The organism is Streptomyces vilmorinianum (assembly GCF_005517195.1).
GTDB classification, from domain to species: domain Bacteria; phylum Actinomycetota; class Actinomycetes; order Streptomycetales; family Streptomycetaceae; genus Streptomyces; species Streptomyces vilmorinianum.
Genome location: NZ_CP040244.1, coordinates 5,622,895 through 5,638,606, shown reverse-complemented (window position 1 = coordinate 5,638,606; position 15,712 = coordinate 5,622,895). Strand labels below are relative to the sequence as shown.

The 15,712-nt window shown below is 71.3% G+C and carries 16 protein-coding genes; 3 read left to right on the top strand and 13 right to left on the bottom strand.

Annotation, left to right across the window (positions count from 1 at the left end; translation table 11 throughout):
• Window positions 1–12: 12 nt before the first annotated feature.
• The 6 genes from FDM97_RS26120 to FDM97_RS26095 all read right to left on the bottom strand — a co-directional run bounded on the left by FDM97_RS26120 (window position 13) and on the right by FDM97_RS26095 (window position 7,193).
• Window positions 13–2,199 (bottom strand): MMPL family transporter, encoded by a 2,187-nt coding sequence (locus FDM97_RS26120; protein WP_137992922.1) that lies wholly within the window; start codon window positions 2,197–2,199, stop codon window positions 13–15.
• Window positions 2,200–2,249: 50 nt separating this feature from the next.
• Window positions 2,250–3,035, bottom strand: coding sequence for a cytochrome d ubiquinol oxidase subunit II (locus FDM97_RS26115; RefSeq protein WP_254705764.1), 786 nt, complete (start codon window positions 3,033–3,035; stop codon window positions 2,250–2,252).
• A 10-nt stretch (window positions 3,036–3,045) separates the two neighbouring features.
• Window positions 3,046–4,332 (bottom strand): cytochrome ubiquinol oxidase subunit I, encoded by a 1,287-nt coding sequence (locus FDM97_RS26110; protein WP_137992920.1) that lies wholly within the window; start codon window positions 4,330–4,332, stop codon window positions 3,046–3,048.
• 135 nt (window positions 4,333–4,467) lie between these two features.
• Complete coding sequence (locus tag FDM97_RS26105; protein WP_137992919.1) at window positions 4,468–5,133, bottom strand: response regulator; 666 nt, start codon at window positions 5,131–5,133, stop codon at window positions 4,468–4,470.
• Window positions 5,130–6,350 (bottom strand): sensor histidine kinase, encoded by a 1,221-nt coding sequence (locus FDM97_RS26100; protein WP_137992918.1) that lies wholly within the window; start codon window positions 6,348–6,350, stop codon window positions 5,130–5,132. Before FDM97_RS26100 ends, FDM97_RS26105 begins: the two co-directional genes overlap by 4 nt.
• Window positions 6,351–6,449: 99 nt before the next feature.
• The gene (locus FDM97_RS26095; protein ID WP_137992917.1) at window positions 6,450–7,193 is read right to left on the bottom strand and encodes a nucleotidyltransferase domain-containing protein; all 744 of its coding nucleotides are present in this window, start codon (window positions 7,191–7,193) and stop codon (window positions 6,450–6,452) included.
• 121 nt (window positions 7,194–7,314) lie between these two features.
• On the opposite strand from FDM97_RS26095, the gene FDM97_RS26090 reads away from it, so the two are divergent.
• The 3 genes from FDM97_RS26090 (at window position 7,315) to recX (ending at window position 9,853) form a co-directional block, all read left to right on the top strand.
• Window positions 7,315–7,692 (top strand): DUF6191 domain-containing protein, encoded by a 378-nt coding sequence (locus FDM97_RS26090; RefSeq protein WP_137992916.1) that lies wholly within the window; start codon window positions 7,315–7,317, stop codon window positions 7,690–7,692.
• Between the two features lie 450 nt (window positions 7,693–8,142).
• Window positions 8,143–9,282 carry a recombinase RecA gene (gene recA / locus FDM97_RS26085; RefSeq protein WP_137995035.1) on the top strand — a complete coding sequence of 380 codons (1,140 nt, stop codon included), beginning with the start codon at window positions 8,143–8,145 and terminating at the stop codon, window positions 9,280–9,282.
• Window positions 9,283–9,286: 4 nt separating this feature from the next.
• Window positions 9,287–9,853, top strand: coding sequence for a recombination regulator RecX (gene recX / locus FDM97_RS26080; protein ID WP_137992915.1), 567 nt, complete (start codon window positions 9,287–9,289; stop codon window positions 9,851–9,853).
• A gap of 149 nt (window positions 9,854–10,002) precedes the next feature.
• On the opposite strand, the gene FDM97_RS26075 is transcribed toward recX, so the two are convergent.
• The 7 genes from FDM97_RS26075 to FDM97_RS26050 form a co-directional block, all read right to left on the bottom strand.
• On the bottom strand, window positions 10,003–10,461 hold the full coding sequence (locus FDM97_RS26075) for a rhodanese-like domain-containing protein (protein ID WP_137992914.1): 459 nt from the start codon (window positions 10,459–10,461) through the stop codon (window positions 10,003–10,005).
• Window positions 10,452–10,973 (bottom strand): cupin domain-containing protein, encoded by a 522-nt coding sequence (locus FDM97_RS26070; RefSeq protein ID WP_254705963.1) that lies wholly within the window; start codon window positions 10,971–10,973, stop codon window positions 10,452–10,454. The genes FDM97_RS26075 and FDM97_RS26070 overlap by 10 nt, the downstream gene beginning before the upstream one ends.
• Before the next feature lie 141 nt (window positions 10,974–11,114).
• Window positions 11,115–11,186 carry a putative leader peptide gene (locus FDM97_RS37025; protein WP_316247164.1) on the bottom strand — a complete coding sequence of 24 codons (72 nt, stop codon included), beginning with the start codon at window positions 11,184–11,186 and terminating at the stop codon, window positions 11,115–11,117.
• A 47-nt stretch (window positions 11,187–11,233) separates the two neighbouring features.
• Complete coding sequence (locus tag FDM97_RS26065) at window positions 11,234–12,934, bottom strand: FAD-dependent monooxygenase (RefSeq protein WP_137992912.1); 1,701 nt, start codon at window positions 12,932–12,934, stop codon at window positions 11,234–11,236.
• A gap of 163 nt (window positions 12,935–13,097) precedes the next feature.
• The gene (locus FDM97_RS26060) at window positions 13,098–14,024 is read right to left on the bottom strand and encodes an amino acid ABC transporter permease (RefSeq protein ID WP_137992911.1); all 927 of its coding nucleotides are present in this window, start codon (window positions 14,022–14,024) and stop codon (window positions 13,098–13,100) included.
• Window positions 14,021–14,668 (bottom strand): amino acid ABC transporter permease, encoded by a 648-nt coding sequence (locus FDM97_RS26055; protein WP_137992910.1) that lies wholly within the window; start codon window positions 14,666–14,668, stop codon window positions 14,021–14,023. Before FDM97_RS26055 ends, FDM97_RS26060 begins: the two co-directional genes overlap by 4 nt.
• A 123-nt stretch (window positions 14,669–14,791) precedes the next feature.
• Entirely contained in the window at window positions 14,792–15,709 is a 918-nt protein-coding gene (locus FDM97_RS26050; RefSeq protein ID WP_137992909.1) for a glutamate ABC transporter substrate-binding protein, read from the bottom strand.
• Between the last annotated feature and the right edge of the window lie 3 nt (window positions 15,710–15,712).

The following is a 15,712-nucleotide window of genomic DNA, read 5'->3' as shown; positions in this document are numbered from 1 at the left end:
CCGCCTTCCCGGTCAGTGGTGTTCCAGCCGTACCTCCGGCAGGATCCGCCGCAACGGCGCGGGGAGCCACCACGCGCGCCGGCCGAGCAGCTGCATCACCGCCGGCACGATCAGACAGCGGATGACGACCGCGTCCAGCAGGATCGCCACGGCGAGGCCGAGGCCGAACTGCTGCAGCATCCGGTCGGGGCTGAGGACGAAGGCCGCGAACACCACGATCATGATCGCGGCGGCGGCGGTGATGACCTTTCCGGTCGCCGCCAGGCCCTCCCGTACAGCGCCCTGCGGGTCCTTGGTGCGCTCCCACTCCTCGTGGATCCGGGAGAGCAGGAAGACCTCGTAGTCCATCGAGAGCCCGAAGACGATCGCGAAGATCATGACGGGGATGAACGCCTCGATCGGTCCGGGCTGCACCCCGAACCAGCCGTGCTGGAAGACCAGCGTGATCACGCCGAGCGCCGCTCCGATGCTGACCAGGTTGAGCACCGCCGCCTTCACCGGGATGAGCACGGACCGGAAGACGAGGAGCAGTAGGAGGGCGGAGAGGCCGACGACGATCGCGACGAACAGTGGCATCCGGTCGGAGACGGTGGACGCGAAGTCCTCGGTGGCCGCCGTCGGTCCGCCGACGAGCAGATCGGCGCCGGTCGTCCGTTCCAGCGGCGGCAGGACGTCCGACCGCAGACGGTCGACGAGCTCCGAGGTCGCCTCGGCCTGAGGAGCCGAATCGGGGAAGGCGATGACGGTGGAGACGGCGGCGTCCTTCGTCGGGATCGGCGCGGTCGCCGCCGCGATGCCGTCCGTGTTCTCCAGGACCCGGCGCAGCTCGTTCCCGGCCCGCTCGCCGCCCTCGCCCCTCTCGCCGCCGCCCGCGCTGCTGTCCACGACCACGATCAGCGGTCCGTTGAACCCGGGACCGAAGCCTTCGGCCAGCAGGTCGTACGCCTGCCTGCTGGACTTCGCCGGGGCGTCGTTGCCGGCGTCGGCGAAGCCGAGCCGCAGGTCGAGCGCGGGCGCGGCGAGCGCGCCGAGCGCCGCCACGGAGACCAGGAGCGCGGCCCACGGCCGCTTCTGCACCGCCGTCGCCCAGCTGCGCCACCGGGCGCCCTCGACCCGCCCGCGGCTCTCGGCCTTCGCGGCCCGCCCGGCGACCTGCCGCTGGATCCGGCGGCCGAAGATCCCGAGCAGCGCCGGGAGCAGGGTGAGGGAGGCGGCCATGGTGACCAGGACGGTCAGGGCGACGGCGAGGGCCACGCCCTGGAGCGAGCCGAGTCCGAGCGCGACCAGCCCCATCAGCGCGATGATCACCGTGCAGCCCGCGAAGAAGACGGTGCGTCCCGCCGCGTCGAGGGAGGTCCGGGTTGCCTGTTCGGGCTCGGCGCCCTGCAGCAGCTCACCGCGGTAGCGGGAGAAGATCAGCAGCGCGTAGTCGATGCCGACGCCGAGACCGACCAGCATCATGACCGGCGGAGTGAAGTCCGCGACGTCCGCGAGATGCGAGGCCAGCGCGATCAGCCCGATCGAGCTGCCGACCGCGAAGACCGCGGTGACCACGGGCAGGCTCGCGGCGACCAGGGAACCGAACAGGAAGACCAGGATGACCAGGGCGCCCAGCATCCCCGCGCCCTCGGCCGCGCCGCCTCCGCCCTCCTCGGCGCCGCGTGCCGCGTCACCGCCGACGGCGGCGGTCAGCCCGTCGCCCTGGGCCGCGCGCACGGTCTCGATGATCTTCAGGACCTCGGTGCGGTCCGTGTTCGCCGCCTCGCCGTCGAGGGTGACGGTGGCGTAGCCGACGGTTCCGTCCGCGGAGACGGCGGCCCCGTCCTCGTACGGACCGCGGACGTCCGTCACGCCGGGGAGCCCCTCGACCCTGTCGAGCAGCCCCTCCACGCGCGCGTGGACCGTCTTCTCGCGGACGCCCTTCTCGTCCTTCACGACGATCTGCAGGGTCGCGTCCGTGGCCTGGGCGGAGCCGTGGCTCTCCAGGACGGTCCGCGCCGCCTGCGAATCGGTACCGGGCAGCGAGAAGTCGTTGTGGTACGCGCTGCCGACGGCCGTCGACGCGCCGGTCGCGGCGGCCACCACCACGATCCAGAGCAGCACGGCGGACCAGCGGTGGCGGTACGAGAAAGTGGCCAGGCGCTCGAAGACGCTGCCCCGCCGAGTCGTCGGGGGAGCGCTCTCCCGCGTGACGGTCATGGTCTTTTCTCCTTCTGGGAGTGACGTCCTCTGGGAGTGACGTCGTGGAGTCACAGGTACGAGGGACGGGTCACCCGGTGCCGGAACGTGCGCCAGGTCCACACCTGGGCGGCGACGAGCAGCGGGGTGAGGACGAGCAGCGCGGGGACGAGCAGGGCGAGCGTGGCGCCGTCCGCGGCGTGCTCGGTCAGCGGGAGCGTGCTTCCGGCGAGCGCGGGGAGTGCGCCGAGCAGGACGGCGGTCAGGGCGAAGGACTGCCAGGAACCGGTCCGCCCCACCAGCAGCCGGGCGCGTTCGTACGGCAGGCCGGTCAGCCGGAGCGTGGCGAAACCGAGCCCGTGCGCGGCGAACAGCGCGGCCACGGCGAGGGCGGTGAGGATCGCGGTGGGGCCGGTGGCGGCCTCGTACGGCGTACCGGTCAGCAGCCCGGCCAGCAGCCATCCCCAGGCCGGCGCGACCGTCCAACTGCCGCACACCACCGCCCCGTCGCACAGTGCGCGCCAGCGCGGCCCCGGCCCCCGGCCGCGCGACCACAGTCCGATGTCACGGACGATCCAGCCCGTGAGCAGCGGCACGAGCACCGCGAACTGGCCGGACAGCAGCTCCCCTTCGAGGTCGGGGAAGCAGCCGACGAGTACGCCCGCGGTGGCGATCAGCCACACCTCGTTGCCCAGGAAGAAGGGGGCGAAGGAGGTGATGACCAGGCGGCGTTCGTGGTCGGTGCGACCGAGGTAGGGGGTGAGCATCCCGGTCCCGATGTCCGCGCCGGCGAGTACGAAGTAGCCGGTGGCGAAGAAGGCGAGCAGGGCGATGGCGAGGATGTCGAGGCTGGTCACGGTCCGCTCCTCAGTAGCTGGTGGCGGGCAGGGAGTCGGCGGGGTTCTCGTCCGCCGCCCGGTCGTCGTGGCCGAGACCGGAGTCGGCGGCCGGGCCCCGGCGGGCGTACCGGGCCAGCAGCCAGGCATTGAGGACGACGAGCAGCGCGTAGAGGGTGGTGAAGACGATCAGCGAGGCGCGCATCGCGCCGGGGGAGAGGCCGGAGACGGCGTCCTCGGTCTTCAGCAGCCCGTACACGACCCAGGGCTGGCGGCCCGCCTCGCGGAAGACCCAGCCGCTGATCATCGCGAGGTAGGGCAGCGGCACGGCGGCCATCAGTGCCAGATGCCACAGCCGGAAGCGGAAGACGACCTTCTTGAAACAGGCCAGGATCACGCCGGCGAAGGTGAAGTACATCATCAGGGCGAAGCAGATGAGCATGACGAGACCGCCGCCCCGGGTCCACGCCTCGGAGGGGACGTACTCGCCGGGACCGAAGCGGGCGACCATGTCCGCCTGGAGCTGGGCGATTTCGGCAGTCTTCTGGCTGAACACGGCCGATTTCATGGGCTGGAGGGTGCGCAGCGCGGCGAACTGGATGTCGCCGAAGACGGCGGTGACCATCAGCGCGGGGAAGGCCAGGAACACGCCGATCCGCAGGCTCTTGCCGAAGAACTCCCACTCGGGCGAGCGCCGGAACAGGTGGTACGCGCTGACCCCGGCGACGAAGAAACCGGCCGTCAGCAGCGCCCCGGCCAGGATGTGCCCGAACGCCTGCAGGGCAGAGGGGTTCGTCAGCACGGCGACCGGGTCGTCCAGGACCAGCTTCCCGCCCTCCGTCCGGTGTCCCACCGGGTGGTTGAGGAAGCCGTTGGAGACCAGGATCCAGTACGCGGACAGATACGCGGTCAGCGTGACGACCCAGATCATCGCCAGATGGACCCAGCGATTGAACCGGTGCCAGCCGAAGATCCACAGGCCCAGGAACGTCGACTCGACGAAGAACGCGACGATCGTCTCGACCGCGAGCGAGGCGCCGAAGACATTGCCCGCGTAGTGGGTGAGACCGCTCCAGCTCATCCCGAACTGGAACTCCATCACGATGCCGGTGACGATCCCGACCGCGTAATTGATCACGTACAGCTGGCCCCAGAACCGCACCATGCGCGCGTGCAGCGGCTTCCGTCCGATCGTCGCCACGGTCTGGATCACGGCGACGACGGTCGCGAGCCCCAGCGTGAGGGCGACGAAGAGGAAGTGGCCGCCCGCCGTGAGGGCGAACTGCAGCCGGGCGAGATCGAGGACGTCTGGATTCACGCTGCCAGCGTCGGCGTACGGCTACGGGCGCGGCGTCGCCCGGCGGTGGTCAGTGGGCGTACCCCCACGGTTGCGTCGCCCCACGCGCGCGTACCCCAGGAGTTGCGCCCACGCGCGCGTGTCCCCTAGGGGGAGCTACGTCAGCCAGCCGGGCGTGATCATCCCCGACTCGTACGCCAGGATCACCAGCTGCGCCCGGTCGCGGACGTCGAGCTTGGTCATGATCCGGCTGACATGGGTCTTGGCGGTCGCCGGGGAGAGGACGAGACGCCGGGCGATCTCGTCGTTGGAGAGCCCCGCCCCCACCAGGCCCATGACCTCGCGCTCCCGCTCGGTCAGGGCGTTCAGGCGCGGGCTCGGGTCCGGCTGCCTGGAGCGGCCCGCGAACTCCGCGATCAGCCGGCGGGTGACCGCCGGGGCGATCAGCGCGTCGCCTCGCGCCACCACCCGTACCCCGTGCAGCAGCTCCATCGGCTCGGTGTCCTTGACAAGGAAGCCGCTCGCCCCGGCGCGCAGCGCCCCGTACACGTAGTCGTCGACGTCGAAGGTCGTCAGGATGACCACCCGGACCCCTTCGAGCCGGGGGTCGGCGGTGATCCGGCGGGTGGCCTCCAGACCGTCGAGGCCCGGCATCCGGATGTCCATCAGGACCACGTCCGGGCGCAGTTCACGGGCGAGCGCGATCGCCTGCTCGCCGTCCGCGGCCTCCCCGACCACCTCGATGTCGTCCTCGTCGGCCAGGATCGAGCGGAACCCGGCCCGGACCAGTGTCTGGTCGTCGGCGAGTACGACGCGGATCATCGAAGGTCCCCCTTAGAGATGGCGGAAGGCGGTGTTCCGAGCGGCAGCCGGGCGTCGACCCGGAAACCCTCGGCGGTGCTGCGCGCGGTCAGTTCGCCGCCGAACGCCCGGGCGCGCTCGGCCATGCCGCGGATGCCGCTGCCCTGCGGCCGCTCCTCCGGAGCTCCCTCGCCGTCGTCCTCGATCCGCAGGCGCAGTTCGTCCGTACGCCAGTCGAGCGCGACCGTCGCGGTACGGGCCCCGGAATGCCGGGTCACATTGGTCAGCGACTCCTGCACGATCCGGTACGCGGCGAGATCGACCGGCGGCGCCAGCGGTACGGGCGTACCGCTCAGCTCCGTACGGACGTCGAGACCCGTGCTCCTGGCCCGCTCCACCAGCTCTCCGAGCAGGGCGAGACCCGAGGTCGGCGAGGTCGGCGCGGACTCGTCGGCCTGACGCAGCACCCCGAGCGTCGCGCGCAGCTCGCGCAGCGCGTCCTTGCTGGTGGCCTTCACCGCCTCCAGCGCCTCCTCGGCGGCGGCCAGTGCGACGCCGGGCTCCGGCTTCTTGCCCAGCCGGTGCAGTACGGCACCGGACTGGACGTTGATCAGCGAGATGCTGTGACCGAGCACGTCGTGCAGCTCGCGGGCGATCCGCAGCCGCTCCTCGGTGGCGCTCTGCCGCGCCCGCGCCTCCTGCTCCCGCTCGGCGGCGAGCGCCCGCTGCTCCACCTCGTGCAGATAGGCGAGCCGGGTGCGCTGGGCGCGGCCCACGGCGACCAGGCTGATCAGCCAGCCGGACAGCATCGCCAGCGAGGTGTCGTCGATCTGCCGGCGCCCCGGCTCCTGCCGGATCTCGCCGAGCCCGACGGCGAGCAGCGTGATGGCGGCGAGCGCGACGGCGGCGGCGAACCGGCCCTCCGCGGCCGTGGTGTAGAGCGCGAGCGCGAAGGCGATCATCAGCGGCCCGTCCTGCATGGACACCGGGTAGTAGACCGCGCAAGCGAGCAGCGTGACGACCGCGACCGTGACCGGCACCCGGCGGCGGAAGTACAGCGCACCGCACCCGATCGCGATGAGCGCCCAGCCGACGACCGTACGGGCGACGGGCTCGCTCGCGTACCGCGCGGACACCAGCGTCCAGACGACCACGACGAGCGTGACGACCAGCGCCACGGTGGCGTCGGCGGCCCGTGGGGACACGCGGCGGCCACGGACGCGGAAGGGGAGGGCCATGCCAGGAAGGATAGGCGCGGGCACGCCGGCCCGGCTGCGTCCTGTCGCCGCCCGGCGCTGACCGGCGCTGACCGGCGCTGACCGGGCGCCGGCACCCGGTCAGCGCCGGGCGGCGGCGACCGAATCGATGGCGCCGTTCCAGGTCCTGCGGTACCCCTCGCGCAGCGGCCCGCCGGCGAGGTCGAGGATCTCCGACGTCGCGTCGAGCAGGGCGGTGGGGTCGCCCGACTCGCACAGGCGCAGGTGTCCTTCGAGAAGGGCGGCACCGCGTTCGGGGTCCGCCTCCATGAGGCGCCGGGGCAGCCACTTCCCGCCGCCGATCCAGGCGCGGTGGTGGTCGCAGAGCAGATCAGCCGCGGTGCCGAGGACGAACCCGGCGACCGCCAGGGCCTCGATGCGGTCGGCCGCGTCGACGAGATCGTCCAGCGCGTCCGTCAGCCCGTACCTCCTGGTCTCGACGGTCGCCGGATCCAGCGCCGGCGGGCCTGTGCGGAGCCCCTCCTCGGCGAGCGAACGGGCCCGCCCGGCCGCGCCGTTCGAGTCGAGTAGGACGAGTCCGGTGGCGTACATGCTCTGCAGGACCCCGCGGCGCGCGGCGGCATCCGTGGCGAAGAGCTCCACGAGACCGGCCCAGGTGTGAACGAACAGCTCCACGACCCGCCCCTCGAACCGGATCGTCTCCCGACAGCTCTCGCCGCCGTCCTCGATGAGCACGGCGATGTCCAGGTCGCTTCCCGCCGTATCCCGCCCCGTGGCCGTCGACCCGGCGAGGACGACGGCGAGCGCCTCGGGGAAACGGTCACGGACGAGACGTCGGGCCTGGTCGACGGGGTTCTGATTCATGCGGGCCAGGATGGCAGGGATCATGATCGTTCGACGACTGGTTTGGGCCTCGTGGAGCCGGGCGCGGGCCTATGCCCGGCAATCCCTCCTTCGATCGCCGCCCGCCCCGGATACTGAGGCCATGGAGTTCGCCGTCTTCGTGACCTTGCCCGGACTGGTCATCCTGCTGACCGTCGTCGCCTTCGCGGATCAGCTGCTTCTCCGTGCCGGGCGAGCCGGAGCGCTGCCGTGGCGCAACAGCGCCCGGCAGGGCCAGATCTCGGCGACCCGCTTCGAGCAGCTCCACGCGAACTTCTCGCCGGGGAAGCAGAACGAACTCAAGGAACGGCAGTCGGCGCTGCTGATGCGCGACGACGAGGAGGACGGAGCGCCGCCGAACCGGACGACGGTGGACCTGGACGGCGGCGTCGCGGTCGTCCGCATGCCGCCGTCGGGAGCGCACCCGGCTCGGAGCACGCCACCCGTCTCGTCGTGGAACACGTCCGGCCAGGAGCGGTAGGCCGGCCGGGGCCAGGGACTGACGACGTTGACGCAGCGCCGGGAGGCGAAGGTGGCCGAGCTGGTGGTCCTAGGAGATCCTTAGGCAGTTTGCCCGGCTCCCGGCTGCGGCCAGCGACGCCGAGACGAGCCGCACTGCGGTCGGAAGCGGGCCCGACCACCGATCGGCCGCCCAGGCGAGGTATGCAACGCGCGTCCCGGTCCTTGCCCGAACCCGATCGGCCAAGTGCGGCGCTCAGTGGCCAACCGGAACGCTCAGTCACAGGACCGCACCCGGATCCGGGCGTGGTGCGCTTGACATCAAAATCGAACATCCATTCTTATGGGATTCCGGCCCCTGGAATCGCGGGGTTATGGGCGAGTTATCCACAGGTCGGAGGGACGCCGGGGCCCATTGTCAGTGGCAGGGGTTAGCGTCTTTCACATGAAGCGATCGACTCAAGCAAACCGGGTGGAACCCATGGCAGGTACCGACCGCGAGAAGGCACTCGATGCCGCCCTCGCGCAGATTGAACGGCAATTCGGCAAGGGTGCCGTGATGCGCATGGGCGACCGCACCCAGGAGCCGATCGAGGTGATCTCCACCGGCTCGACCGCCCTCGACATCGCCCTCGGTGTCGGCGGACTGCCCCGCGGCCGTGTCGTGGAGATCTACGGACCGGAGTCCTCCGGTAAGACGACCCTGACCCTGCACGCCGTCGCCAACGCCCAGAAGGCCGGCGGCCAGGTCGCGTTCGTGGACGCCGAGCACGCCCTCGACCCCGAGTACGCGAAGAAGCTCGGGGTCGACATCGACAACCTCATCCTGTCCCAGCCGGACAACGGTGAGCAGGCCCTCGAGATCGTCGACATGCTGGTCCGCTCCGGCGCCCTCGACCTGATCGTCATCGACTCCGTCGCCGCGCTCGTCCCGCGTGCGGAGATCGAGGGTGAGATGGGTGACTCGCACGTGGGTCTCCAGGCCCGTCTGATGAGCCAGGCCCTCCGGAAGATCACCAGCGCGCTCAACCAGTCCAAGACCACCGCGATCTTCATCAACCAGCTCCGCGAGAAGATCGGCGTGATGTTCGGCTCGCCCGAGACCACGACCGGTGGCCGCGCCCTGAAGTTCTACGCGTCGGTGCGTCTCGACATCCGCCGCATCGAGACCCTCAAGGACGGCACGGACGCGGTCGGTAACCGCACCCGCGTCAAGGTCGTCAAGAACAAGGTCGCGCCGCCCTTCAAGCAGGCCGAGTTCGACATCCTCTACGGCCAGGGCATCAGCCGAGAGGGCGGCCTGATCGACATGGGCGTGGAGCACGGCTTCGTGCGCAAGGCCGGCGCCTGGTACACGTACGAGGGCGACCAGCTCGGCCAGGGCAAGGAGAACGCCCGCAACTTCCTGAAGGACAACCCCGACCTCGCCGACGAGATCGAGAAGAAGATCAAGGAGAAGCTGGGCGTCGGCGTCCGTCCGGGCGCCGCGCCGGCCGAGGCGGGTGCGGACGCCGCGGGTGGCACGGAGGCCGCGGCCACGGACGAGGCGGCGAAGACCGCCCCGGCGGCCAAGGCCACCAAGGCGACCAAGGCCCCGGCAGCCAAGAGCTGACCCGGTGACCGGTCGCACCGAATGGCCGGGCGACAGCCCCGACTCGTCGAGGGCCGAGAAGGAGCTGTCGCCCCAGGATCCGGCTGAGCGGGCGCGGGCGATCTGCCTGCGCCTGCTCACCGGGACCCCCCGTACGCGCAAGCAGCTCGCCGACGCCCTGCGCAAGCGTGAGATCCCCGACGAGGTCGCCGAGGAGGTCCTCTCCCGCTTCGAGGACGTCGGGCTGATCGACGACGCCGCCTTCGCGGACGCGTGGGTCGAGTCCCGGCACCACGGGCGCGGGCTGGCCCGCCGGGCGCTCGCCCGCGAGCTGCGCACCAAGGGCGTCGACCCCTCGCTGATCCAGGACGCGGTGGGGCAACTGGACTCCGAGCAGGAGGAGATCACCGCGCGCGAGCTCGTCGACCGCAAGCTCCGCGCCACCCGCGGGCTCGACCGGGACCGCCGGCTCCGCAGGCTCGCGGGGATGCTCGCCCGCAAGGGATACCCGGAGGGCATGGCCCTGCGGGTCGTCAGACAGGCCCTGGAGGAAGAGGGCGAGGACACGGAGGGGCTGGAAGAGCCCTTCTAGACGGGACGGGGAGCAGGAGGGCGGAAGGCGGAGAGCAGCGGTCCGCCCGGACCCTCGGACCGAAGGGGCCGGAGGTCCGCCGGCGACCCGTCAGGCCTGCACGGCTCGCCCCGGCCCGTCCCGGCCCGCTCCGTACGCGACTTCAGGTCTCAGCGGCCGGGAGCCTGCCACGGCCGTACCGGCTGACCGCTCGCCCCGGACAGCAGCACCGGAAGGCCCGCCCCCTTCCACGCCTGGAAGCCGCCGATCACATCGGTCGCCCGGTGCAGCCCCAGCTGCCGCAGCGAGGCGGCCGCCAGCGAGGACGCGTAGCCCTCGTTGCAGAGCACCACCACCCGCAGGTCGTGACTGTTCGCCTCCGGCGCGCGATGGCTGCCCAGCGGATCGAGCCGCCACTCCAGCTCGTTGCGCTCCACGACCAGCGCGCCGGGGATCAGCCCGTCCCGGCCGCGCAGCGCCGCGTACCGGATGTCGACCAGGAGCGCGTCACCCGCCTCGTACGCCTCGTAGGCCGCGCGCGCATCGATACGGTCCAGGCCGGACCTGACCCGCTCCAGCAGCGTGTCGATCCCCACGGGCTCGGTTGCGCCGCGCTCGCTCACTGCCAGTCCTCCGGACGCTCGACCTGCTCAAGACGGAGCACCGCGCCCGACCGGCTGAAGCGCCGGATCAGGGGGAGCGGCGGGTAGTACGCGTGGACCGACACGGCGTGCGCGTCACGGGACTCGTTGAGCACCTCGTGCACATGGTGCCGCCCGAACGCACGGCCCTTGCCCGCCGGCAAGGTCCGCTCCCGGTCGACCCCGTCGGCCAGTTCCAGGGTCTTCCAGCCGCCCGAAGGCAGTCGCACCGCCAGGGAGTTCTCCTTCAGGGCGCCGCGTGCGGTGGCGAACGCGCCGCGCGACTCGGCGTGGTCGTGCCAGCCGGTGCCGGTGCCGGGCGGCCAGCCGATGAGCCAGGCCTCGCTGCCGCCGGGCCCGTCGAGCCGTACCCAGGTACGGCCCTCGGGATCGAGCGGCAGCGAGTCGACCAGGTCGGTGTCCGCCGCGGTGCGGCGGACGAAGTCCAGAAGGTCCGCTTCGGTCGGGGCGACGGGGGCGATGGGGGCGAGAGGAACGATGGGGGCGGGGGAGCCGGAGGAGACCGCGGAGGGCGCTGAGACGTGCTGGGTCACGGGAGACCGTCCTGAGGGTTCGCGGGGAGAAGCGCGCGAGAGTACGCCGACGTCAGCGGCGAGGGGCGCGCGAGGGGAGGGGCGAATTCAGCAGGACGGGCGACACACGCAGCCCGCGTAGCGGACGAGGTCCATATGGACCCTCCGCCACAGGCACACATCGGTGTCGGTCACGCTCCGGAGTACACCATGTACGCCTGTGAGGGTCAATTGATGTCCGCGGTGCGGTTCTTCTCGGCAGCCGCCTCGGCGGCCGTCGAACCACCCCGGGTCGCGTCCGCCGCCGCGTACAGCTCCTCCGGCCGGACTCCGGGGAACGACGCGACCAGATGCCCGTCCGGCCGTACCAGCAGGACCGTGTGGGCCGCGGCGCCCGGGTACGCCTCGGTCACCAGCAGCTCCGCCTTCACGGGCAGGGCCCGCACCGCCTCCACGAGCCGGGGCATCACGCCGGCGCTCATCCAGTGCCGCCGGTCCCACACACCCGTCCCGGGCGCGACCAGGACCACCAGGAGCCGCCCCTGACCGAGCCGGTCCCGCAGCCGTACGGTCGTGCCGTCGGGGGCGGTGACGGGGACGTCCTCGACCGGCGCGCCGGCGCCCGTGCCGACCGGCGTCCGGGACGCACCGGCGTCCTGGGGCGCGAGGGGGGAGTGCGGGTACGCGGGGGGCGCGCCCAGCGGGCCGCGCCCCAGGTGACCATCCGTCAGCAGGGAGTCGTGACCGCGTGAGCCACCCGCGAGATACGTCCGCAGCCCCCCGCCGCCGCGCAGCACGGGCAGCGACTGGTCGGCGGCCCGCAACCGGGAGGCCACGGCCGCCCGCCGCTCGCTCTGGTAGCTGTCGAGCAGCGTGTCCGAGGCCCCGTGGTGCCAGGCGTACGCGAGCTTCCAGGCCAGGTTGTCGGCGTCCCGCAGCCCCTCGTCGAGGCCCTGGGTGCCGACGGCGCCCAGCAGATGCGCGGCGTCGCCCGCGAGGAAGACCCGGTCCACGCGCCAGCGCCGGGCGAGCCGGTGGTGCAGCGTGTGGACGCCGGTGTCGATCAACTCGTACGGGGGTGTCTCGCCGCCGCACCAGCCCGCCAGGGTGTCGCGGATCCTGGTGACCAGCGCGTCGGGCGTGACGAGCTCCCCGCGCGGCGGCAGCAGCCAGTCGATCCGCCAGACCCCGTCGGGCAGCGGGCGGGCCGTGATCTCGTCGCCGCCGCCCCGCCACGGCGGCTGACGGTGCAACAGGGCCTCACCGGGCCAGGGGAGTTCGGTGCGCAGCGCGGCGACGGCGTGCCGCTCCACCGCCGTACGGCCGGGGAAGCGGATGGAGAGCAGCTTGCGGACCGTGGAGCGGGCGCCGTCGCAGCCGACCAGATGGCTGCCGCGCCACCAGGTCCCGCCGGAGCCGGAGCCGGAGCCGGAGCTGGGGCTGGGGCTGGGGCTGGGACTGAGGCCGGATCCGGGGCGTCGGGTGTGTGCGGTGACGCCGCTCGCGTCCTGCTCGATCGTGTCGAGACGGGCATCGGTGACGAGCTGGACGAGCTCCTGGCCGGCGATCGCGTCGCGCAGGCCGCGCGCGAGGGCGTGCTGCGGGATGTGCAGCGGAGCCACCAGGCCGCCCCCGCCGTCACTCTCCGTACCACCGAGGCCGAGATCAAGCTCGATGTGCCTCATCTGTTGCTTGCGTCGCAGTGAGCGCCAGCCGACCCAGCGGACCCCCTCGTCACGGAGGGTGGCGCAGCCGAGCCGTTCCATCATCGCGGCCATGTCGGCGCGCAGCACGACGGTCCGGGCGGGGCGCGGTTCCTCCTTGCCCGGGCCCTCGTCCAGGACGACGCTGGGTACGCCCTGCGAGGCCAGGGCAAGGGAGAGCGCGAGGCCCACGGGCCCCGCGCCGACGATGATCACCGGGTCCACGGCGCGGCTCCTGAAGGCCGTTCGGTCATGCGGGTAGCACAGCGAAGTGTGGCGCGAGCCCGGTGCGTGATCACAGAACGTATGCAACCCACTGCGGGTGCTTGCGTCAAGTGACGGGGGCAGCGGCGCGACCGCCACTGCCCCCGGATGATGTCACATACTGTCAGTTCTTCGTGATACCAGGCCCGTCGGCCACGTCGGGCCCGTCACCGGTACCCGTGGGCGCCGCGTCGTCCAGCACTCCGGGCGCCTCCGCCGGGTCGGCCGCCGCGTGGACCGCGATCCCGGTCTTCGCCCGCCGGCCCCGCTTCTCGATCCACGTCGCCAGCGCGGAGAGCGCCAGACACAGCGCGATGTAGATGGCGCCGAAGACCACGATCGTGGAGACGTACGGGTACTGGCCGTTGACCTGCGTGTTGGAGGCGATCAGCCGGGCCGAGTAGAGCAGTTCGGGGTAGAGGATGACGAAGCCGAGCGAGGTGTCCTTCAGGGTGACCACCAGCTGGCTGATGATCGTCGGCAGCATCGCCCGGACGGCCTGCGGCATCAGGACGTTCGTCATCACCTGGGTCTTGCTCATGCCCAGGGCGTACGCGGCCTCGCGCTGGCCCTTCGGCACCGAGTTCACGCCGGCGCGCAGGACCTCGGCCTGGACGCACCCGTTGTAGATCGACAGGCCGAGGGCGAGGGCCCACATCGAGTAGTCGACGAGGAAGCCGACCCACACGGCGTAGATCGTGATCAGCAGCGGGATGGAGCGGAAGACCTCGATGAAGCCGGTGGCCACCACGCGGACGGGCCGGTGGTCGGACAGCCGGGCGACAGCGAGCAGGACACCGAGAACGAGCGAACCGACGGCCGCGAGACCGAACGCCTTCAGGGTGGAGAGGAGAGCCTCGGCGATGTTCTGCCGGATGCCCGCGTAGTTGAAGATGTCCCACATCGCCGGGTCGAGATGACCCTTGTCCCCGAGCCGGAGGATGCTCACGGCGACGAGCGCGATGATGGCCACAGTGCCCAGAGCGGCGTAGATCCGGTTGCGGACGCGCGCCTTGGGGCCCGGGGTGTCGTAGAGAACGCTGGCACTCATCGGGCGACCTCCATGCGGCGCTCAAGGAGACGGAAGATCCCGCTGATGGTGAAGGTGACGACCAGGTACGCGGCGGCCACCCAGACAAAGATCGGGCCGATGGCGTAGCCCTGCTCGCTCATCAGTGTCTGCCAGCCGAAGAGTTCGGTGACGCTGAAGGCGCCGGCGATAGCCGAGTTCTTGGTGAGGGCGATGAAGATCGAGCTCAGCGGCGGCAGTACGGTCCGGGTGGCCTGCGGCAGCACGATCATCCGCAGCGTCTGAAAGAACGTCATTCCCAGTGAGCGGGCGGCCTCCGCCTGACCGAGCGGCACGGTGCTGATGCCGGAGCGGACGGCCTCACAGACGAATGCGGAGGTGTAGAAGCCCAGCGCGAGCGAGCCGAGCACGAAGGGGCTCATGCCCGGGAAGAAGATCTCCGGGACAACGAAGAACGAGACGAGGAAGAGCAGCGTCAGCGGGGTGTTGCGCAGCAGCGTGACCCAGGCTGTGCCGAAGAAGCGCAGCGGAGGGACGGGCGAGACCCGGAAGCCGGCGACGATGATGCCGAGGACCAGCGCGATGACCGAGCTGACGGCGGTGATCGACACGGTTCCTATGAAGCCGTCGCGGAACTCCGGGAAATGGTCGAGCAGTACGTTCATGAGGTCTCCGCGTCGGCGGTCAGCGGCCTACGGACAAGGCATACGGGCAAGGCAAGGGTGAGGCGCGCGCAGGGGAGCGGCGCCCCGTACTCCCGTACGGGGCGCTCGCGTTCAAGCGTGCTGTCAGTAGCGGTTGACGGCCGGCGGCGCAACGTACGCGGAGCCGGACAGACCCAGAGTCGCCTCGTAGATCTTCTTGTACGTGCCGTCCTGGATCTTCTTCTCAAGGATGTCGTTGACCTTGGCGCGCAGGACCTTGTCGTCCTTGTTCATGCCGACGCCGTAGGGCTCCTCGGTGAACGGCTTGCCGACCACCTTGAGCTTGCCGGCGTTGGCGGCGGCGTAGCCCTTGAGGATCGAGTCGTCCGTGGTGACGGCGTCGACCTGCTTGGTGAGCAGCTGCTGCACGCAGTCCGAGTACTTGGCGAGCTCGACGGTCTGGGCACCGTACTCGGGCTTCTTGATCTCCTGCAGCGGGGTGGAGCCCGTGATGGAGCAGACCTTCTTGCCCTTGAGGCTCTGCGGACCGGTGATCGCGGTCTCGTCCTTGCGGACCAGGAGGTCGGCGCCGGCCTTGTAGTAAGGACCCGCGAAGCCGACGAGCGCCTTGCGCTTGTCGTTGATCGTGTACGTACCGACGTAGTAGTCGATCTTGCCGAGCGAGATCGTCGACTCGCGGGCCTTGGAGTCGACGGTCATCCACTCGATCTTGTCCTCGGTGAAGCCGAGCTCCGCCGCGATCATCTTGGCGATCTCGATGTCGAAGCCGGACCGCTCCTTGGTGGCCTGGTCCTCGAAGCCGAGGTAGGGCTGGTCGGCCTTGGAGCCGATGATCAGCTTGCCGCGCTCCTTCGCCTTCTTGAAGGTCGGCGAGTCCAGGCTCACGTCGGTGGCGACGATGTACTTGGGAAGCTGCGGGGCGCTCGAGTCGCCGGGCTTCACGGCGGGCTTGTCGCCGGCCGAGCCCTCCTTGCCACCACAGGCGGTCGCGGTCAGCGCGAGCACGGCGACGGCCACGGCCGCGGTCTTGCGGAGCTTCATGTG